Source organism: Dyella sp. 2RAB6 (assembly GCF_052115385.1).
GTDB lineage: Bacteria > Pseudomonadota > Gammaproteobacteria > Xanthomonadales > Rhodanobacteraceae > Dyella_D.
In genome coordinates this window covers 331,753-351,257 of record NZ_JBFRGP010000003.1, presented here as the reverse complement: position 1 = coordinate 351,257, position 19,505 = coordinate 331,753, and the positions used below count along the sequence as shown (strand labels likewise).

Below are 19,505 nucleotides of genomic sequence, written 5' to 3'. Positions count from 1 at the left end.
GTTACAGACGCAGGTCTGCCATTTCTTCAGTGATGTCGTCTTCGCCGATGGTCTGGCGAATCTTGGCCAGGTGGGCCTGCTCGCTCCACAGCTCGAACTTGTTGCCCATGCCCAGCAGAACCGCTTTTTTCTCGATGCCCGCCGCCGCCCGCTGGCTCGCCGGCAGCAATACGCGCGCGGCGGAATCCGGTTCGACGATGGCCGCGGCGCCTACCAGCTTCATCTGCATGTCGCGATGAGCCGCCTTGACCTTGGGCAGGGCGTTGACCTGGTCGCGCACCTGCTCCCACTCCGCGTACGGGAAAACCCACAGGCAGCCCGCGTCGAAGGGGTTGTAGGTGATCACCAGGCGATTCCCGCACTCATCCGCCACCTGATCCCGATACGCAGTCGGGATGGCCAGGCGGCCTTTGTCGTCGACGGTGATGGCGGTTTCGCCCTGGAACACGGTCTAGGTAACTCCCACTAATTCCCACGATTTCACACGTGAACCCACGATAGTCTCGCCCCCTGAGACTGTCAAGGGATTTTTGCTTGTGAATCAATGAGAAAGGCGGTGATGTGGCAGTAATTCCAGCCTTTTCTTAGGAAATACCCAGAGGTATTTGAATGGCTAGGATTTTTTGGAAAAGTTGCGAACCATTTCGCAGTCCAAACCGGGGGCGCAGGACCCCATCGCATGAACCGGCGTTCACGCGGTCTGGCACTCCAGGAAATCCCACGCAGGATCCGTCCAGACCACCGGCAACGGACCTGCGCATGGGAGAAGAAGAGGCGGAGTCGGCCTGTAAGCCGGGTTCTGTACGCCTTGCGGCGCGACAGTCATTCCTCTCGGCCTGGCGTCGCCGCCAGGCTCCAGCAACCTACCCGGGAACAACGCGGGCCGCGTTATCGTTCCCCTATTTGGTCTTGCTCCGAGTGGGGTTTGCCATGCCACGCGGCGTTAGCCCCGCGCGCGGTGCGCTCTTACCGCACCGTTTCACCCTTACCACGCGCATCCGAAGATGCCGTTCGGCGGTTTGCTCTCTGTTGCACTTTCCGTCGGCTCGCGCCGCCCAGGCGTTACCTGGCACTCTGCCCTGTGGAGCCCGGACTTTCCTCGATGCGCTTGCGCGTATCGCGACTGCCCGGCCGACTCCGCCGCCCGATTGTAACCGGGATGCTGTAACCGGAGCGACATCTGGTTGCTTCAGTCGCCGCCTTCATAAAGAGCACGCCGCGAGGCGCCCGTAATCGACGCGGCGAGCTTGGCCGCCCGGGTCGGCGGCATTTCCTCGCGCAGGATGGCGAACACGCGGCGGCCTTCCGCCACGCGCGCATCGGCGTCGTCGCCGCGGCCATGCACCAGCAGCACGCATTCGCCGCGCTGCTGGTTCGGGTCGGCTGCCACGCGCGCGGCCAGCGCGCCCAGCGGCTCGCCCAGCACGGTTTCGAACAGCTTGGTCAGTTCGCGCGCCAGCACCGCCTCGCGCGCTTCGCCGAACACGTCGCGCATATCGGCCAGGCTTTCGGCCACGCGATGCGAAGACTCATAGAAGATAAGCGTGCGCCCCTCCCCCGCCAGCTCCTGCAGGCGGCTACGGCGCGCCGCCGACTTGGGCGGCAGGAATCCCTCGAACACGAAGCGGTCGCTGGGCAGGCCAGCCACCGACAAGGCCGCGATCGCCGCACAGGCGCCCGGCACCGGCGCGCAGCGGATGCCCGCAGCGCGCGCAGCGCGCACCAGGCGGAAGCCGGGATCGCTGACCAGCGGCGTGCCCGCATCGGAGATCAGCGCCACCGATTCGCCGCCCTGCAGGCGCCGCACCAGCGCATCCACCGCCTCGCGCTCGTTGTGTTCGTGCAAGGCAGTGAGCGGCGTGCCGATGTTGTGATGCACGAGCAGCGGACGGCTGTGCCGGGTGTCTTCGCAAGCAATCACGGCGACCGCGCGCAGCACCTCGACCGCACGTGCGGACATGTCGTCGCGATGACCGATCGGCGTGGCCACCACCCACAGACAACCGGGCTGAACATGAGACATGGGCGGCATTCCTCTGACATAAGCGACGGACACGATCGGCTATGATCGCCCAATTGTTCTTCGTGTCGACAGATCCAAGGACGTTTGCATGCGCCTGATTCGCGCCACAGGCCTCGGCCTGATGATCTCGCTGGCGCTTGCCGGCTGCGTACCGCCGAGTGCAACGCGCACTCCCGCCGAAGTCTCCGCCGAGGAGAGCGCCGCCGCGATGGCCCGCGATGGCCGCTTCGACCAGGCCGCGCAGGCGTATCTCGCGCTCGCGGGCACCTCGTCCGGCGCCGCCGATCATTACCGCCTGCTGGCCGGCGAGGCCTACCGCCAGGAAGGCCGCCTGGAACAGGCCGCCACCTTCCTGCCCACCATCAAGCGCCAGCGCCTGAGCGGCGACGAGCCGGTGCGGCTGGACCTGCTGCAGGCCGAGTTCGCGCTCAAGCAGAACAACCCGCAGCGCGCCTTGCAGCTGACCACGCAGGCCGGCGTCGCGGTGCCGGCGAACCTGCAGCTGCGCCAGCTCGAACTGCGCGCGAAGGCGATGGACGCCACCGGCGATGCCTGGGGCGCCGCGCGCAGCCGCGTGGAGATGGACGAGCGGCTCACCGGCCTGGACCAGACGCAGAACCGCAAGCAGATCCTGGCGCAGCTGACCAAGCTGGGGGTGGACCCGCTCAAGCAGCGTGCCGCCGCCATGCAGCAGGGCGACCGCATGCTGCCGTGGCTCAACGAGGCGCTGAGCCAGCTGGGCGTCGCGGTGGCGCGCCCGCAGCCGACGCTGGAGCAGCAGGTCGGCACCATGCTCCCCGGACAGGACGCCAACGTGCGCGAGGGCTACAAGATGCCCGAGCGCGTGGCCCTGCTCCTGCCGACCAGCGGCAGTTTTGCCGCGGCCGGCGCGACCATCCGCGAAGGCTTCTTCGCCGCCTATGCCGACGCCGCGCGCAACCGCGCGCCGCGCCCGCCGGTGAAGGTCTACGACAGCGGCGGCACGCCGGCCGGCGCGGTCAAGGCTTATCAGCAGGCGGTCGCCGACGGCGCCAAACTTGTCGTCGGCCCGCTCACGCGCGGCGAAGTGTCGGCGCTGTTCGGCCAGGCCCAGCTGCCGGTGCAGCTGCTCGCGCTGAACCACCCCGACGACAAGAGCCTGCCGGCCGGCGGCGTCGCCGAGTTCGGCCTGCTGCCGGAGACCGAGGGCGCACAGGCGGCCGACCATATGGTCGAGCGCGGCCTGCTCACCGCTTATGTAGTGGTGACCGGCGAGGACTACGGCCAGCGCGCCGCCAATGCCTTCAAGGCGGAGCTCGAAGCGCGCGGCGGCAAGGTCGCCCGCATGGCCACGCTCAACGGCAGTGGCGTCAACTACGCCTCGCTGATCGCCGGCCTCAACGCGGCCGAGGCCGGCACCGAGGCCGGCGTCTTCATCAGCATGCGTCCGCAACAGGCCCGCCTGCTGTTGCCGCAACTGCGCCTGGCCCGCGTGAACCTGCCGGTGTTCGCCACCTCGCATGTGTATGCCGGCGTGGACGACGCGGGCGCCAACCACGACCTCGAAGGCGTCGAGTTCTGCGACGCGCCGTGGCTGTTCGACGCCCAGCCGGGCCTGCCCGACCACGCCGAGATCGCCGCGCAGCTGCCCAGCGCGCGCGGCCCCGCGGCGCGGCTGTTCGCCTTCGGCATGGATGCGTGGAATCTGATTCCGTATATCGACTGGCTGCGCGAACACGCCGGCAGCTATCTGCCCGGCGCCAGCGGCCAGCTCACCGCGGACCAGTTCGGGCGCGTGCGCCGCGTGCTGGTGTGGGCGAAGTTCCAGGAGGGCCTGGCCCATCCGGTCAACGGCAGCCTGCAGATGGACAGCGCGCCCGCGCAGCCGGCACCGGCCAGCAGTGCCGCGCCGCCGCCCAGCCAGGGTTGATCCAGCGCCGATGCGCGCCGCCGGCGCGCTGTTCGAGCAACGCGCCTGTGCCGCTTTGCAAGCGGCTGGACTGGCGCTGCTCGGGCGCAACTTCACCACCCGTCATGGCGAACTCGATCTGGTGATGCGCCACCGCGACACGGTGGTCTTCGTCGAAGTGCGCCACCGCGTGCGCGCCACCCATGGCGATGCGGCCAGCTCGGTGACGATGGCGAAGCAGGCCAGGCTGATCAGCGCCGCCCGGCTATGGCTGGCTGCGCATCCGCAGCATGCGCAGCGCCCCTGCCGCTTCGATGTGGTCTGCTACGACGGGCCGGCGGACGAAGCGCGGATGTCGTGGTGGCGCGACGCGTTTCAGGCCAGTTGACCAGGCTTCAGCATCGGCCCAAAAACGCGCTGCACCAAACCGCTTGTTAAGGTCAGCCATTTAGACGTCCAAATGCCCAAGCCTCTGTTTTGTGGCTGATTTGCGACAACGTTTCAAACACTAAGCAAAAGCCGTACCTACACGCCGGTTTGCCATATTTAGGCGCACTGCGTCACAATCCGCCCCTCGGGGTCTGGCCCCCCGGGATTAATGTGCGGTTTACTTGTATTAAGTGTAGGCCGCACATCTAACCGCCCGCATGCAAAGGTTTTAAAGGACAGTCGCAAGAAGCCAGATTAGACAGGGAGTCTGAATGGAATCGATGTACTTCACTTCGCGGGCGCTTGCGTCGCCCGCCATCGCGGTAGCGCGACAGGGGAAAAACAACGGCGGCTCGACCGCCTGCCTCCGCACTGGACCTTCGGGGACTCCGGCGCGTTCTTGCGTACCGACGCTTCTTCGCTTGCTCTGAATCTGACGCCCCCGGCCCGTACCGGTGTCATCGGCATGCCCCTGTTTCGGGCATGCGAATCCCGCGGCGAAAGATCCACCGCCTCGATATCGGTTGCTTCCCTTACAAATATGGGTACGACGTGAAAAAGGATTTCTTCAAACCGGCCCTGCTGGGCGCCTCGCTACTCGCCACCCTGGCACTGACCGGCTGCGGCACTACGCCAGCCAAGGATTTCGGCGGTTCCTGGAAACAGGTCAACCGCTTCCAGGACGCGCCCACCGAGATCCCCCTGGCCAAGAACTACACGTTCTACGCCTCGCCCATGGACGAGACGCTCAAGACCATGCTGACGCGCTGGTCGCGTGATACCGGCATGCAGCTGTCCTATCAGCTGCCGTCCGACTACACGCTCTACAAGCGCGTGACCGAGCTGCACACCACCGACATCCAGGCGGCCGCGTCCGAACTGTCGTCGATCTACGCCGGCCAGGGCGTGTCGGTGAGTGCGGACGAGCGCCAGATCCTGGTGCAGGGTGCGGGTGCGCCAGCTGCCGGCACGCCGGCGGATGCACCGAACAGCCCGGCGCCGAGTGCGCCAGGCGCAAAGTAATCACAGGGGACAAGTTGTGAATTCCGTCATGGGTTTCCGCCGATGCTGAAGCGCACATCGAGCAAGAAGATCGACGAGGCCGTGGCCAAGTCGGTCAATTACGAGGTGACCGTCGCCGACCTCGCCAAGCGCAGCGAACGCCGCGCGTGGTGGGTCGCCGGTTCATCCCTGGTGATGTCCCTGATCCTCGCGGGCGGCTATTTCTACATGCTGCCGCTGAAGGAAAAGGTCCCGTACATGGTGATGGCCGACGCCTACACCGGCACCGCCACCGTGGCGCGCCTGACGGAAGACTTCACCAACCGCCAGATCAGCACCAGCGAAGCGATCAACCGCAGCAACGTGGCGCACTTCGTACTGGCGCGCGAATCGTTCGACGTGGCCACCATGACGCTGCGCGACTGGGGCACGGTGCTGGTGATGTCGGCGCCGGACGTGGCGGACGCCTTCCGCGTGCTGCATTCGGCCAACAATCCGACCAGCCCGTACAAGCTGTATGGCCGCGAGCGCGCGATCCGCGTGAAGATCCTCAGCATCGTGCTGATCGGCGGCGGCCAGGGCCAGACGCCGAAGGGCGCCACCGTGCGCTTCCAGCGCAGCATCTACAACAAGCAGTCCGGCACCCTGCAGCCGCTGGACAGCAAGATCGCCACCATCGAGTTTGCCTACAAGGCGAACTTGAAGATGGACGACCAGTACCGCGTCGAGAACCCCCTGGGCTTCCAGGTCACCAGCTATCGCGTGGACAACGACTACGCCACGGCGCCGCCGGAGGAAGTCCCCGTCGCGCCGGCCGCGGCCGATCCGAACGCCGATCAGCCGGTGGCCCAGCAGGCAGGCGCCCCGCCCGCCGAAGGCACCATGACCGTGCAGCCAGGCGGCGCCCCTGTCGGCGACGACGCACTGCGTACCGCACCCGTTCCGCAATCCCCGATTCCGGAACGCGAAGCCCCCAGGACCACGGCACCGGCGCCCGCCGCGCCTGCGCCCCGTAACACAGCGAATGGAGTCGGCCGTCGATGAACCGAACGAGGAAATTAGCCCTGGCTGGCGCCATCTGCATGGCAGCCATGGGCCTTGCGCCCCACGCTCACGCGCAGGTGGTGCAGCAGTACGAATACCAGCCTGACCGCATCTACCAGGTGCGCACCGCGCTGGGCATCACCACCCAGATCGAGCTGAGCCCGAACGAGAAGATCCTCGACTACAGCACGGGCTTCGCCAACGGCTGGGAACTGTCGCGCCGCGACAACGTGTTCTATCTGAAGCCCAAGAACGTCGACGTCGACACCAACCTGATGATCCGCACGGAGACGCATTCGTACATCTTCGAGCTGAAGGTGGTCGCCACGGACTGGAAGGCGCTGGACCAGGCCAAGCGCGCCGGCGTGCAATACCGCATCTCGTTCAACTATCCGGGTGACACCGCTTTCGCGGACGAGGCGGTCAAGACCGCGGCCGTGCCGGAACAGAGCACCGATCTGCACAAGGACCGTGTCTACAACTTCGACTACGACTACGCCAGCCGTGCGGGCAAGAGATCGCCTTGGCTGATTCCGGTGAACGTCTATGACGACGCGCATTTCACCTACATCAAGCTGCCCGACATGGCCAAGTTCCCGACGGGAGACTTCCCGGTGGTGTACATGCGCGAACGTGAGCATGGCGAAGACTCGCTGGTGAACACCACCGTCGAGGGCAACACCATCATCGTGCACGGCACCTATCCGTACCTGGTCATCCGTCACGGCGACAACGTCGTAGGCCTGCGAAGGAATACCAAAAAGTGAGCTCGAACAATCCTTATGAGGGCAGCGGCCAGGGCGCGCCGCAGGACAATCCGCAAGGCAGCGGCGAGCCGTTGTCGAGCAATCCTTACCACACCAACTACCAGCAGCAGCAGTCGGTCCCCGACCTGGACGCCAACGCGCCGCAGCTGCGCTCCAACGACCTGAAGCGCATGAACCGCCGCGCGCTCGCCTTCATGGGCGGCATCCTGGCGTTGATGGTGGTGCTGGCGTTCTGGCTGATCAGCGGCGCGACACGCCACGATGCGCCGAAGAAGGCCAAGGAAGAAACGGTCACGGTGCCGGACGCGCCCAAGCCGATTCCGCTGCCGCCCCCGCCGCCGCGCCTGCCGGAGCCGATCCAGGTCACGCAGACGCCGCCGCTGCCGATGAACACCGTGCCGACGCCCAAGCGCGAGGAAGGTCCGCGTGGCCCGACCCTGGTCGAGCGCCGCATGATGACCGGCAACTCGGCCGCGCAGTCGGTGGACGCGCAGGGCAATCCGCTGCCCGCGGGCAACCCCTATCTGGCAGGCATGCCGGGCGCCAATCCGAACCAGCCGGCGCAGCAGCAGGGCGATCCGAACCGTCCCGACTTCGGCCTCAACTCGCTGGACAAGAACTCCAGCGCGCAGACGGTGCATAACCCCGACACGCTGATGCAGCGCGGCACCTACATCCGTTGCGTGCTGGAAACCCGCATCATCAGCGACTTCCCGGGCTTCACCACCTGCATCGTCACCGAGCCGGTGTACTCCTTCAACGGCCACAAGCTGCTGCTGCCGAAGGGCTCGAAGGTGCTGGGCAAGTACCAGTCCGTGCCGAAGGGTCCGCGCATCGCCGTGATCTGGGACCGCATCATCACGCCCAACGGCGTCGACGTGAACATGTCCAGCCCCGGCATCGACAACCTCGGCAGCGCCGGCCATCCCGGCCAGTACGACGCGCATTGGCCCAGCCGCATCGGCGCAGCCATGCTGATCAGCCTGCTCAGCGATGCGTTCAAGTACGAGGCGGCCGAGCACGGCCCGCGCCAGACCACGGTCAGCAATGGCGTGGTGACGCAGTCGCCGTTCGAGAGCAACACCGCGGCCACGATCCAGACTCTTGCCAGCCAGGCGGTGCGCGAAGCCGCCAACCGGCTGCCGACGGTTACCGTCAACCAGGGTACGGTGCTGTATGTCTACGTCGCCAAGGACGTGGACTTCAGCGGCGTCGTCTCCCGCCTTTGAGGAACGAGACAAACCGGTATGGATGACGGAGCGGTCGCACAGGTTTCCAACGAATTCCTCGAGTACCAGTACGAGGTACTGGGCATCAAGGAATTCATGGCCTCGCCCGAGGTCACGGAAATCTGCATCAACAAACCGGGCGAGCTGTACCTGGAGAGCCGCAACGGATGGCAGAAGATGGACATTCCATCGCTGACTTTCGACCGCGCCCGCCAGTTCTGCACCGCCGTCGTCAACGAGAGCAACACGGGGCAGCGCATCACCGACACCGACCCCGTGGTGTCGCTCACCTTCCCCACCGGGCAGCGTGCGCAGTTCGTGATCCCGCCGGCCGTCGAGGCCGGCAAGGTCTCGATCACCATCCGCCTGCCGTCCAAGCAGACCAAGACGCTGGCGCAGTACCACGACGACGGCTTCTTCAGCGAGATCATCGAGGACGCGCACGGGGTCAGCAGCCTGGACCAGGAACTGCTGGACCTGCGCGCGCAGCGCCGTTATGCGGACTTCTTCCGCCAGGCGGTGCTGTACAAGAAGAACATCGTGGTGTCCGGCGCCACCGGCAGCGGCAAGACGACCTTCATGAAGTCGCTGGTGCACCACATCCCGCACAACGAGCGGCTGGTGAGCATCGAGGACGCCCGCGAGCTGTTCCTCGACCAGCCCAACGTGGTGCACCTGCTCTATTCCAAGGGCGGCCAGAGCACCAGCAACGTCACCGCGAAGAGCTGCATGGAAGCGTGCCTGCGCATGAAGCCGGACCGCATCATCCTGGCCGAGCTGCGCGGCGACGAATCGTTCTACTTCATCCGCAACTGCGCTTCGGGCCACCCGGGCTCGATCACCAGCTGCCACGCCGGCAGCCCGGAACAGACCTGGGACCAGCTCGCACTGATGGTGAAGGCCTCGGCCGAAGGCTCGGGCCTGGAGTTCGCCACCATCAAGCGCCTGCTGATGATGACCATCGACATCGTGGTGCACATCAAGGCGCACGCCGGCCGCCGCTACATCACCGGCATCGACTTCAACCCCGCGCGCCAGTTCGCCGCGGCGTAAGCATCCAGGAGCACAGGGACCGACCATGTTGACCGGACTGGAAATGATGGCCTGCCAGAACCTCGCCGTACCGGCGGAGGTGATGCAGCACGTCGTCAATGTCGAGTCGAGCTCCAACCCCTTCGCCATCGGCGTAGTGGGCGGTCAGCTGGTGCGCCAGCCGCAGAACCTGGACGAGGCGATCGCCACCGTGCAGATGCTGGAAAGCAAGGGCTACAACTTTTCGGTGGGCCTGGCGCAGGTCAATCGCACCAACTTCGGCAAGTACGGGCTGGACACCTACGAGAAGGCCTTCTCGATGTGCGGCAACCTGGGCGCCGGTTCGCGCATCCTGGCCGGCTGCTATGCCAGCGCGGGCGGCGACTGGGGCAAGGCGTTCAGCTGCTACTACTCCGGCAATTTCACCACCGGCTACCGCGACGGCTACGTCCAGAAGATCTACGACTCGATGGGCCGCGGCATGCGCCTGGCCAGCAACAGCACGCCGGTGGCGCAGGCCATCCCGCTGCAGACGCAGGTGCAGCCGCAAGCCCAAGCCCAAGTACAAGCCCAGGGCGGCGGCCGCCGCGTGGCGCCGGTGGTCAACACCCAGATCGATGACGCCTCCTACCGGGTGGCGCTGCGCAGCGTGGCGATCGACACCGCCGCCAATGTCGCCGTGAGCGCGCTTGCCAACCGCCTGGGCATGCAGCCGCAGCAGCCGGTGAACAGCCAGCCGCTGCCCCAGGGCATGCCGGCCAATGGCCAGGCCGTGCCGCAGGGCGTGCCCTATCCCAATGTCGCGCGGACCATGCAGCAGGCCATGCCGTCCAACGGACAAATGGCGCCGCAGGGCGTGGCCAACACCATGCAGGGCCAGGCCGACGACAACCAGCCGATCATGGCCGGCGTGGTCGGCGGAGCGCCGAGCGGCAGCCCGGCGGCCAACCCCGCGGCGCCCGGCGATGGCGTGTTCACGCCGCAGGTGCGCGGCCCCAACGATCGCGCGCCGCAAACCTCCGCACAGTCCGGCCAGGCCGCCGGCGCGACCATGGCGCCAGGCCCCGACCGGGCCGACATGCGCCAGGGAGGCCGCGATGCCGCGCTCGTTTTCTGACTTTCACCAGACGTCGCCCGCAAGGCGCGACGCCACCGATTCGTGCGCGGGTTCGCCTGGCCTGCCGCGAAGGCCTTCGGGCCGCCAGCAAGCTCCGGCCCAGGCCGGGCCGTCCGTCGTATCACCGAAGTCCAAGGGCTGACGCCCAATTCACCGAACCGCCCAGAAGGAACCGTCCAATGGCAAACAAGCTCTACATCCCGACCAACATGAACACCAAGAACATGCTCGCCATGATGATCATGGGCCTGGTTCTTGTCGCCGCCATCGCCATGCCGGACCTGGCGTTTGCTCAGGACTTCGGTGGCACCGACACCAAGATCTGCGGCTTCTTCAAGAACATCAACGGCCTGCTCAACATGGCGTCGATCGCCGTGGTGACCATCGCGGTGATCTTCTCCGGCTACCAGATCGCGTTCGCCCACAAGCGCATCGGCGACGTGGCTCCGATCCTGATCGGCGGCGTGCTGATCGGCGCGGCGGCCCAGATCGCCAAGATGCTGATCGGCGACACCGGCAACAGCTGCAGCGCCGCCGTGATCCACATCCTGCAGCACTATGCATAAGAACGCGCTCTTCCGGGGCTGCACGCGCCCGCCCATGTTCATGGGCGTGCCGTACGTGCCGTTCTTCGTGGGCGCGGGCAGCGGACTGCTGTTTGCCATGTACTCCGGCAACATGCTGTTCCTGGCGGTGATCCCGCCGACCATCATGGTGATGCGCCAGATGGCGCGCCGTGACGAGCTGATCTTCCGCCTGCTGGGCCTGCGCATGCAGTTCCGGACCCGGGTGCGCAATCTGCAGCAGAACGAAGGCATGTGGGTGTTCACCCCCAATGCCTATCGGGATCACAAAGACAAGTAATACAGGGGCCCCTCGGCGAATGCTTTCGCCGAGGGCGGCCTTTTCGACACATCACCGGTCATCGAGCCATGTTCACGTCAGACGCACCCATCAGCGAATTCCTGCCACTGTCCACCCATGTATCCCCGACCGTGCTCAAGACCACGGGCGGCGACTACATGCTCGTATGGCGGCTGGAAGGCCTGCCCTTCGTCGGACGCGAGGAATGGGAACTCGAGCACCGGCACAACACCTTCAACCGCATGCTGCAGACGCTGCGCGCGCCGGACTTCGTCAACGTGGCCTTCTGGGTCCATGACGTGCGCCGCCGCCGCAAGCTGGTCAACAACAGCCGCTTCGACCACAACTTCAACCAGGGCCTGTCCGACGCCTACTACAACGCGTTGTCGGCCCAGAAGCTGATGCAGAACGAGCTGTACCTGACCCTGATCTACCGCCCGGTGGTCTCCGGCAAGCGCTTTGCCGACAAGTCCAGCGACACCACCCAGCTCGAAGCGGAACAGCAGCAGGCGATCGCCACCATCCTGGAGCTGGCCGGCAACGTCGAGGCCGTACTCAAGGAGTATTCGCCCACCCGCCTGGGGATGTACGAGGCCAGCAACGGCATCGTGTTCTCCGAGACGCTGGAATTCTTCGGCTACCTGCTCAACCGCATCGACGAACCGGTGCCGGTACTGCAGGCGCCGGTCTACCGCTACCTGCCGGTGAGCAAGCAGCGCTTCTCCGCCAAGACCGGCGACTTCGTGATCACCACGCCCACCGGCGTCAATCACTTCGGCGCCGTGCTCAACGTCAAGGAATATCCGGACGGCACCTATCCGGGCATCCTCAACGGCCTGAAGTACCTCGATTTCGAATACGTGGTCACCCACTCGTTCAGCCCGATGGGCCGCCAGGACGCGCTGAAAGCGCTCGAGCGCACCAAGGGCATGATGATCTCCTCCGGCGACAAGGCCGTGAGCCAGATCATCGAGATGGACCAGGCCATGGACCAGCTCGCCTCCGGCAACTTCGTGCTGGGCGAGTACCACTTCATGATGACGATCTACGCGGCCACGCACGAGCTGCTGTCGCAGCAGATCGCCGCCACCCGCGCGGAGCTGTCCAATGCCGGCTTCGTCTCGATCAAGGAAGACCTGGCGGTCACCTCCTCGTACTACTCGCAGTTCCCCGCCAACTGGAAGTTCCGCACCCGCCTGGCCAACGTCAGCTCGCTGAACTTCCTGGGCCTGTCCCCGCTGCACAACTTCGCGCTGGGCAAGAAGGAGAACAACCCCTGGGGCGACTGCGTCACCACGCTGCAGACCACCAACGGCCAGCCGTACTACTTCAACTTCCACGCCACTCATCCGGGCGAGAACTCGCTGGGCGAGAAGGCGATCGCCAACACCATGGTGATCGGCAAGTCCGGTACCGGTAAAACCGCACTGATCAACTTCCTGCTCAGCCAGGTGCAGAAACTCAAGCCCGCGCCGACCATCTTCTTCTTCGACAAGGACAAGGGCGCGGAGATCTTCGTGCGCGCCTGCGGCGGCAACTACCTGGCGCTGGAGAACGGCCAGCCGACCGGCTTCAACCCGTTCCAGTGCGAACGCAACGAAGGCAACGTGCAGTTTCTGTCCGACCTGATGAAGGTGCTGGCCGGCAAAAGCGTGTACAGCTCGCGCGAAGAGGATGACATCTTCCGCGCGGTCGAGGCCATCCTCGACACGCCGATGCACCTGCGCACCATGACCAACTTCCAGAAGAGCCTGCCCAACATGGGCGACGACGGCCTGTTCGTGCGCATGCGCAAGTGGACTGCCGGCAACTCGCTGGGCTGGGTGTTCGACAACCCGGTCGACACCATCGACCTGGAAAAAGCCAACATCATCGGCTTCGACTACACCGACATCATCGACAACCCCGAAGTGCGCTCGCCGGTGATCAACTACCTGCTGCACCGCCTGGAGTCGCTGATCGACGGCCGCCGCCTGATCTACGTGATGGACGAATTCTGGAAGATCCTCGACGGCAAGGGCGGCCTGAAGGAATTCGCCAAGAACAAGCAGAAGACCATCCGTAAGCAGAACGGCATGGGCATCTTCGCCACCCAGAGTCCGGAAGACGCGCTGGCCAGCGACATCTCCGCGGCACTGATCGAGCAGACCGCCACCATGGTCCTGCTGCCCAATCCGAACGCGAGCCGCGAGGACTACATCAACGGTCTCAAGCTCACTGAAGCGGAGTACCAGGTGGTGGTGGGACTGGACGAGCGCTCGCGCTGCTTCCTGGTCAAGCAGGGCCATGCCTCGTCGGTATGCCAGCTCAACCTGCGCGGCCTGGACGATGCGCTGGCGGTGATTTCCGCCTCCACCGACAACATCGAGATCATGCACCAGGTGCTGGCCGAACACGCCAACGCCGCCGGCATACCCGCCGGCGATCTCAAGCCCGACCAGTGGCTGCCCACCTTCTACGAACGCCGCAAAGGCAGCGGCAAGGGCCGGCCCAGTTCCCCCACCGGCGCCAACCAGAACACTCCCCGCCGCACTGCGGCCGGCTGACCCCTACCCTCGACTACGGACAACGTGCCATGACCAAGCAAACGCGCACCCCCCGTCTTCTGAAGCTTCCGGCCGCCGTGGCTCTCGCGGTGGTCTCGCTCACCGGCTTCTATGCCGATCAGGCGCAGGCCCAGTGGGCCGTCATCGATCCCGCGCACATCGCGCAGGATGCGGCGAACTTCATCCAGACCGCGGCTCAGTACGGCAAGGAAGTCGCGCAGTACGCCTCTGTGCTGCAGCACTACGCGCAGCAGCTGATTTCGCTGCAGAGCATGAGCTTCTCCAGCGTGCTGAGCCTGGACACCACCTACGTCAGGATCGCCGACGACGCTGGCGTGGCGGAAGCGTGCCCCTCGCCCAAGGATGGCGTGCCCATCATTCCCGGCCTGCTGACGCTGTCCCTGCCCAAGCTGCAAGATTCGGTGGTGGATAGCCAGATGAAGGTCTGCCAGCAGATCGTGATGCGGCGCAACCACCAGTACAACGTCACCGTGGACATGCTCAACCGCGTCAATACCGTCTACGGCGGCTATGCGAGGCAGTTCGAGCAGATCTCGCAGATGGTCGGCACCAGCCAGGGCGCGCTCGCCGGCGCGCAGGCCAACATCGCGCGCGGCCAGGCCAGCATGGATACCGAAATGCGCCTGTGGCAGGTGCAGGTGCAGAGCGACGACCAGATCATCAAGTACCTGGAAGGCCAGCAGGCCAAGCTCGGCCAGGAAGCGATGAAGGGCAAGAACACGCTGCTGGGCACCATCGTCCACGCCGGCACGCTGGAACTCGCCTTCTCGACGCTCAACAGCGGTAACTGAGCTCGTCGGCAATGAAGTCATTCGCGACACGAACCTAAGGAACTGGGTGCTATGGTGCCTGCATCAACTACTGGCGATTATATTTTCTTCTCGCTGGTCAACAGCTATCTGAAGAGCCAGATCGCCCACTTCCAGCAGGACGTGCTTGGACGCATGGCGCTGTGGGCGTCGACCTTCGCGGTGATCCTGGTCACCCTCTGGGTAGCGATCCAGGGCTACCGCATGGTGACCGGCCAGAGCCGAGAACCGATGATGGCCCTGGTCGCCAACATGGCGAAGATCGTCTTCATCGTCTCCGTGGCCACCACCCTGGCCGTCGCGGGCAACGATATCCAGGAGCTGCTCACCACGGATCTCGGCAAGCACATCAACTTCCTGTTCACCGGCAACAACAGCTCGCCGGAGGACATGATCGACCAGAACCTGGCCAAGACCCAGCTGGCCTTGTCGGCGATCGATGTGATCAAGGTCAATCCCACCGACATCGACATGGCCGGCCAGAAATCGAAGGCCGAACTGCTGGCCACCTTCGGCACCGCCAGTCCGCCGATGACCGCCGGCGCGATGCTGCTGCTCTATCAGTTCGCTATGGCGCTATTCATCGGGCTGGGACCATTGTTCATCCTGTGCCTGATCTTCGAGCAGACCAAGGAACTATTCCGAAAATGGTTGATGTACGGCATCGGCACCTTGTTCTCGATGGCTATGCTGGCGGTGGTCACATCGATCGCCATGCGCCTGTGCCTGAGCGTCGCCGAGGCGCTGTGGGCGGCCAACCTGATCAATAGCCTCACTGGCGAGGGTGCCGAAGGCCTGTCCAGCCTGGCCTTGCAGCAGGGCGGCATCGGCCTGTTGATGACGGTGCTGATCGTCAGCGTGCCGCCGATGGCTGCGATGTTCTTCCAGGGCACGATGGGTAACTTCATGACCTATTCGGCCATGGGTGGTGCGAACAGCCAGCCGAGTGCATCGGGACAGCCGCCGGGGTCTTATATGCCGTCGCCTCAATCCCAGGCCACGTCGGATACGAGGTCGATTCCCTCCTCGCCGACACCCGGCCTGGGGGTGCGTACGCCCAGTACGCCAATGACAGCCTCGGCCGATCAGGTCAAGATTGGCCAGAATCGAGAAACGTGATCGCCATGAAATCCTTGCTGATCCTGCTCTTTTGCATCCTTTGCTTCAGCCCTGTGCTTCACGCTGAAGGGGGTTGCCCCCCTGGCATGGTTCCGGAAGGTGGGCAAGGCGTCACTTCCTGCCGCCCCATTCCCGGTTATGGCCAGCCGGGGAGTCAGGCGCCCGTACCGGGAGCGCCGCAAAATGTCGTTTGGGTCGAGCGTTGGGGAGCGGTCGCGCTGGACGCCCAGTACACCGGCAACCTCGGCGCTGCGCGTAACAAAGCCAGTCGATCCGAGGCAGAGCAGATCGCCATGGCGAACTGTCGCTCGCTCGGTTCGACGAAATGCGAACTGATCTCCGCTTTCTCCAACAGTTGCGTCGCGGTAGCGAAGGCTGACAACCACTATAGCGTCGCAACCCGCCCGACCAAGCCCGATGCGGAGAAAGTGGTCATAGGCTTATGTGATGACGCGTCATGCAAGGTTGTCTTTAGCAGCTGCAGCACGGCGCTGCGCCTCTAGTGAGATCCATGGAATCGGATCGCCTCGAGTGAATGCGGGCGATGTGTGGAACAGCTTCCGCGAGAGGCCGCTTGAGATATCCATGAATCAGCAGATGCAAGGCGATCCAGGGCGCAAGCGCCTTTCCTTCTGAAATCCGCGTAACCATCCAAGTGCAAAGGAATGCTCATGAAAAAAGCACTACTGCTCATCCTGCTCCTGGCCGCCAGCACCAGCGCGTCCGCGCAGTTCTTCAAGGCCATTCCCTACTACGGGAACAACCCTTACCTGTTCTGCAAGCTCGGCATGCCCATGGATTGCTGGGTGCCCAGCGACCCGGTGACCGGCTCGATCACGGTCATCGACTGGGAGTGTTACAACCCCACTTCCGCACTCGTCTACAAGGAAGTCTGCCCCAAGGCTTTTCCGGGCGCGTCGGGGACCGGTGAGCTTGGCAGTTCGGCTGAGGCCATCCCGCCGGCGAAAGAAGTGCCCGCCGCGGCAGACCCGGCCAATGCCAACCGTTGAGCGATACGCATGATTCCGCCCACCGCTCTCAAGGTGGGTGGAATGGCGAGCGCAGCGAAGAAGCCCGCAACGCGATACAGAAATCAGGCAGTTCCGCACATAGCTTGCACTTGCCTTGCGCCATCGGAGCAAGTGACACTCGGCGGCGGTAGATCGAAAGGACCCAACGTTCCATGAGCCCAAGGAAGCTACTTCTCGTCGCGCTGCTGGCTTCGCTCAGCGCGTGCGGCTCAGCGCAATCCACCGATCCTTCCGCAACGTCTTCGGCGAAGGCTCCGGCAGCGGCGGTCTCCGCGCCTGCGGCGCATGCCACCGCCGAAACTCAAGGAAAGAGTGCCATGTCTCCCCTGCAGAACCTGCTCGGCGTGTTCGCCGCAGCCCACGCTTCGTCCTGGCCGGCGTTCGACGCCGTGGCGGGCGTCCATTGGCGCGACGCCAAGCCGCTCGACAATGCCGACGCCACCGGCCCGGATATGTCGCACTACCGCAGCGGCAACCTGCTGCTGGCCGGCTTCGGCATGGTCGACGTGCCGGACGGCAAGACCGGCGAGGAAGCCGGCACGAAACAGGACAACGAAGGCAACGTCGGCGTCACCCTCAACGGCGACGCCACGGCAGTGCAATCGGTCGCGCTGGTGAAGTTCTATCCCAGCGAGAACCTGCAGGAGATCCTGCAGCATCAGTTGAGCGGCGACGCCGCGATCAAGCCCATCGGCGGCTCGTGCGCGCTGGATTTCGGCACCACCGCCGCCAACACGCAGAAGAACGCCTTCTACCAGATCACGCTCGGGGCCGGTGCGGCGCCCGTCTTCGCCGAGGCTTATATCGACGAGGACGGCGGCAACCAGGGGCCGGGCAGCACCACGTTCGTGTTCTATCGGAGCAAACCGGCGCAGCGGATGGAGGCCATGCGCTGTAAGGAGACCGGGAGCCTCTGATCTATTCCTACGTACCCGTCACCGCACTGTATGCGCGCCTCGCTGCGCTCCGGTGGTGAAGGCAGACTGGCCTGTCGAGACACCGGAGCGCAGCGAGGCGCGCATACAGTGCGGCCCCAACAAACTGAATTTAAATGTAGGGGTGACGCTCAGAAGGTCCGCAGGCGCTGCCGCACGACTTGGCAAGACAGCCAGTCTTCCCGGCGCCGTGCGGCAGCGCCTGCGGACCTTCTGAGCGTCATGCCGGGCACGTAGGAATAGATCAGAGGCTCCCAACCTCCTCCACAACTCAACCAGCATCGTCATCCACTAAGGAGTAAGCAATGGCTGATAGACGAGAGCACGCAGTGGCCACTGCGCAGGCATACCACCAGGGCAACATCGCCGGTCTGGACGACGCGATGACCCGTCGACTGGTCGCTTCCGTCGTCATGACGGAAAGCAGCGGCGGCAACCTCACCGTGACCAACAAGCAGGGCTATGTCGGCCGCTACCAGGCCGGCGCCGGCTGGCTCGCCGACGCCGGCTACATCGACAAGGAAAAACTGCAGGAGGCCATGAAGGGCAGCCGCAGCGAATGGGCATGGGCGTCCAAGGGCGGCATGACCGAATTCCTCAACGACCCTTCCAACTGGAAGAACGGCCTGAGCCTGGACAAGTACAAGGGCTCCGCCGAGTTGCAGGACAACGCCTTCCGCATCAACAGCGACCACGCCTACAAGCAGGCCGTGAAGAACGGCGTGCTGCACGAGGACGACAAGCCCGAGAAGATCGCCGGCTTCCTCAAGGCCCGCCATATCGCCGGCTACGGCGGCGCTGTGGCCGCCGCCACCGGCGGCCGCGTGATGCGCGACAGCAACGGCACCAGCAACTACGACTACCTGCACGACATCACGCGCAACCGCGATGGCCTGGACCAGCTGATGAAGCGCGCGCCGGGCCAGCACGCGCCAGAGCCGGCCCGCGACAGCGCGCCGGGCGTGCTCAAGCAGGGCGCGCATGGTGCCGAGGTCGGCAAGCTGCAGGAAGAACTCAACCGGCTCGGCTACGACCTGCGCGCCGACAAGCAGTTCGGCCCGCAGACGGAGGCAAAGCTCAAGGCCTTCCAGCACGATCACGGCCTGAAGTCCGACGGCCAGTACGGTCCGCGGACACAGGCCGCGCTCGACCGCGAGTTGAAGCTGCACGCCGAGCACGGCCACAAGCAGCTCGGCGACACGGCGCATCCCGCGCACGGCGTGTTCAAGCAGGCGCTGGACGGCGTGCACAAGATCGACGCCGACCGCCAGCGTGCGCCCGACCAGGTCAGCCAGAACGTGGCCGGCTCCCTGGCCGTCGCCGCACAGCGCGCCGGCCTCACCCGCATCGACCACGTGGTGATGAGCGAGGACGGCAGCCGCGTCTATGCGGTGCAGGGCGATATGAACTCGCCGCACAAGCGCATGGCCGAGGTACCGACGCAGCAGGCGGTGAATACGTCGCTGGAGCAGAGCAGCCGCGACATGCAGCAGCTCGGCCAGGCGCACACCGGCCAAGCGCACACCGGGCAGCAGCAGACCAGCCCGCAACAAACCAGCAACCCGCAGCAGGCGCACGAGGCTCAGCAGGCCCAGGCGACTTCGCCGCAAAGGTAATCGCTCCTCGCGGCCGGCCTATCGAGACGCCGG

Annotated in this window: 18 protein-coding genes, 1 other RNA gene and 1 pseudogene; 17 read left to right on the top strand and 3 right to left on the bottom strand. The window is 65.1% G+C overall.

Annotated features, from left to right (window positions below):
- Position 1: 1 nt before the first annotated feature.
- From mraZ to rsmI, 3 genes are all read right to left on the bottom strand, one after another.
- Entirely contained in the window at positions 2-448 is a 447-nt protein-coding gene (gene mraZ / locus AB4083_RS07460; protein WP_441607135.1) for a division/cell wall cluster transcriptional repressor MraZ, read from the bottom strand.
- A gap of 324 nt (positions 449-772) precedes the next feature.
- Positions 773-1,139, bottom strand: an RNA gene (gene rnpB / locus AB4083_RS07455) — RNase P RNA component class A.
- A 50-nt stretch (positions 1,140-1,189) separates the two neighbouring features.
- Positions 1,190-2,023, bottom strand: coding sequence for a 16S rRNA (cytidine(1402)-2'-O)-methyltransferase (rsmI, locus tag AB4083_RS07450; RefSeq protein WP_441607134.1), 834 nt, complete (start codon positions 2,021-2,023; stop codon positions 1,190-1,192).
- 88 nt (positions 2,024-2,111) lie between these two features.
- Here rsmI and AB4083_RS07445 point away from each other — a divergent pair, with 88 nt between their 5' ends.
- From AB4083_RS07445 to AB4083_RS07365, 17 genes and pseudogenes are all read left to right on the top strand, one after another.
- Complete coding sequence (locus AB4083_RS07445) at positions 2,112-3,932, top strand: penicillin-binding protein activator (RefSeq protein ID WP_441607133.1); 1,821 nt, start codon at positions 2,112-2,114, stop codon at positions 3,930-3,932.
- Positions 3,933-3,942: 10 nt separating this feature from the next.
- Complete coding sequence (locus AB4083_RS07440; RefSeq protein ID WP_441607132.1) at positions 3,943-4,299, top strand: YraN family protein; 357 nt, start codon at positions 3,943-3,945, stop codon at positions 4,297-4,299.
- Positions 4,300-4,892: 593 nt separating this feature from the next.
- Positions 4,893-5,363, top strand: coding sequence for a hypothetical protein (locus AB4083_RS07435; protein ID WP_441607131.1), 471 nt, complete (start codon positions 4,893-4,895; stop codon positions 5,361-5,363).
- A 42-nt stretch (positions 5,364-5,405) separates the two neighbouring features.
- The gene (locus tag AB4083_RS07430) at positions 5,406-6,386 is read left to right on the top strand and encodes a virB8 family protein (RefSeq protein WP_441607130.1); all 981 of its coding nucleotides are present in this window, start codon (positions 5,406-5,408) and stop codon (positions 6,384-6,386) included.
- The gene (locus AB4083_RS07425) at positions 6,383-7,153 is read left to right on the top strand and encodes a TrbG/VirB9 family P-type conjugative transfer protein (protein ID WP_441607129.1); all 771 of its coding nucleotides are present in this window, start codon (positions 6,383-6,385) and stop codon (positions 7,151-7,153) included. The genes AB4083_RS07430 and AB4083_RS07425 overlap by 4 nt, the downstream gene beginning before the upstream one ends.
- Entirely contained in the window at positions 7,150-8,382 is a 1,233-nt protein-coding gene (locus AB4083_RS07420; protein WP_441607128.1) for a TrbI/VirB10 family protein, read from the top strand. Before AB4083_RS07425 ends, AB4083_RS07420 begins: the two co-directional genes overlap by 4 nt.
- Before the next feature lie 18 nt (positions 8,383-8,400).
- Positions 8,401-9,435 carry a P-type DNA transfer ATPase VirB11 gene (gene virB11, locus AB4083_RS07415; protein ID WP_441607127.1) on the top strand — a complete coding sequence of 345 codons (1,035 nt, stop codon included), beginning with the start codon at positions 8,401-8,403 and terminating at the stop codon, positions 9,433-9,435.
- Between the two features lie 37 nt (positions 9,436-9,472).
- Positions 9,473-9,884: pseudogene (locus AB4083_RS07410) on the top strand (lytic transglycosylase domain-containing protein); the annotation flags it as partial.
- Between the two features lie 880 nt (positions 9,885-10,764).
- Positions 10,765-11,097 (top strand): TrbC/VirB2 family protein, encoded by a 333-nt coding sequence (locus AB4083_RS07405; RefSeq protein ID WP_441607199.1) that lies wholly within the window; start codon positions 10,765-10,767, stop codon positions 11,095-11,097.
- Positions 11,090-11,395, top strand: a complete 306-nt coding sequence (locus AB4083_RS07400) for a type IV secretion system protein VirB3 (RefSeq protein ID WP_441607126.1) — start codon at positions 11,090-11,092, stop codon at positions 11,393-11,395. Before AB4083_RS07405 ends, AB4083_RS07400 begins: the two co-directional genes overlap by 8 nt.
- A 68-nt stretch (positions 11,396-11,463) precedes the next feature.
- Positions 11,464-13,941, top strand: a complete 2,478-nt coding sequence (locus tag AB4083_RS07395; protein ID WP_441607125.1) for a VirB4 family type IV secretion/conjugal transfer ATPase — start codon at positions 11,464-11,466, stop codon at positions 13,939-13,941.
- Between the two features lie 29 nt (positions 13,942-13,970).
- The gene (locus AB4083_RS07390) at positions 13,971-14,753 is read left to right on the top strand and encodes a hypothetical protein (RefSeq protein WP_441607124.1); all 783 of its coding nucleotides are present in this window, start codon (positions 13,971-13,973) and stop codon (positions 14,751-14,753) included.
- A gap of 51 nt (positions 14,754-14,804) precedes the next feature.
- Entirely contained in the window at positions 14,805-15,890 is a 1,086-nt protein-coding gene (locus tag AB4083_RS07385; protein WP_441607123.1) for a type IV secretion system protein, read from the top strand.
- A gap of 5 nt (positions 15,891-15,895) precedes the next feature.
- Positions 15,896-16,393 carry a DUF4189 domain-containing protein gene (locus tag AB4083_RS07380; protein WP_441607122.1) on the top strand — a complete coding sequence of 166 codons (498 nt, stop codon included), beginning with the start codon at positions 15,896-15,898 and terminating at the stop codon, positions 16,391-16,393.
- A 168-nt stretch (positions 16,394-16,561) separates the two neighbouring features.
- Positions 16,562-16,900, top strand: a complete 339-nt coding sequence (locus AB4083_RS07375) for a hypothetical protein (protein ID WP_441607121.1) — start codon at positions 16,562-16,564, stop codon at positions 16,898-16,900.
- Between the two features lie 338 nt (positions 16,901-17,238).
- Positions 17,239-17,838: a hypothetical protein gene (locus AB4083_RS07370; protein ID WP_441607120.1), complete on the top strand. Its 600-nt coding sequence runs from the start codon at positions 17,239-17,241 to the stop codon at positions 17,836-17,838.
- A gap of 323 nt (positions 17,839-18,161) precedes the next feature.
- Positions 18,162-19,472, top strand: coding sequence for an XVIPCD domain-containing protein (locus AB4083_RS07365; RefSeq protein WP_441607119.1), 1,311 nt, complete (start codon positions 18,162-18,164; stop codon positions 19,470-19,472).
- Positions 19,473-19,505 lie beyond the last annotated feature (33 nt).

What these genes read in the sequence shown, in the direction of transcription:
- rsmI (WP_441607134.1), bottom strand. Translation starts at nt 2,023, where the DNA reads ATGTCTCATGTTCAGCCCGGTTGTCTGTGGGTGGTGGCCACGCCGATC.
- AB4083_RS07445 (WP_441607133.1), top strand. Translation starts at nt 2,112, where the DNA reads ATGCGCCTGATTCGCGCCACAGGCCTCGGCCTGATGATCTCGCTGGCG.
- AB4083_RS07440 (WP_441607132.1), top strand. Translation starts at nt 3,943, where the DNA reads ATGCGCGCCGCCGGCGCGCTGTTCGAGCAACGCGCCTGTGCCGCTTTG.
- AB4083_RS07430 (WP_441607130.1), top strand. Translation starts at nt 5,406, where the DNA reads ATGCTGAAGCGCACATCGAGCAAGAAGATCGACGAGGCCGTGGCCAAG.
- AB4083_RS07425 (WP_441607129.1), top strand. Translation starts at nt 6,383, where the DNA reads ATGAACCGAACGAGGAAATTAGCCCTGGCTGGCGCCATCTGCATGGCA.
- virB11 (WP_441607127.1), top strand. Translation starts at nt 8,401, where the DNA reads ATGGATGACGGAGCGGTCGCACAGGTTTCCAACGAATTCCTCGAGTAC.
- AB4083_RS07405 (WP_441607199.1), top strand. Translation starts at nt 10,765, where the DNA reads ATGATGATCATGGGCCTGGTTCTTGTCGCCGCCATCGCCATGCCGGAC.
- AB4083_RS07400 (WP_441607126.1), top strand. Translation starts at nt 11,090, where the DNA reads ATGCATAAGAACGCGCTCTTCCGGGGCTGCACGCGCCCGCCCATGTTC.
- AB4083_RS07395 (WP_441607125.1), top strand. Translation starts at nt 11,464, where the DNA reads ATGTTCACGTCAGACGCACCCATCAGCGAATTCCTGCCACTGTCCACC.
- AB4083_RS07390 (WP_441607124.1), top strand. Translation starts at nt 13,971, where the DNA reads ATGACCAAGCAAACGCGCACCCCCCGTCTTCTGAAGCTTCCGGCCGCC.
- AB4083_RS07385 (WP_441607123.1), top strand. Translation starts at nt 14,805, where the DNA reads ATGGTGCCTGCATCAACTACTGGCGATTATATTTTCTTCTCGCTGGTC.
- AB4083_RS07380 (WP_441607122.1), top strand. Translation starts at nt 15,896, where the DNA reads ATGAAATCCTTGCTGATCCTGCTCTTTTGCATCCTTTGCTTCAGCCCT.
- AB4083_RS07375 (WP_441607121.1), top strand. Translation starts at nt 16,562, where the DNA reads ATGAAAAAAGCACTACTGCTCATCCTGCTCCTGGCCGCCAGCACCAGC.
- AB4083_RS07370 (WP_441607120.1), top strand. Translation starts at nt 17,239, where the DNA reads ATGTCTCCCCTGCAGAACCTGCTCGGCGTGTTCGCCGCAGCCCACGCT.
- AB4083_RS07365 (WP_441607119.1), top strand. Translation starts at nt 18,162, where the DNA reads ATGGCTGATAGACGAGAGCACGCAGTGGCCACTGCGCAGGCATACCAC.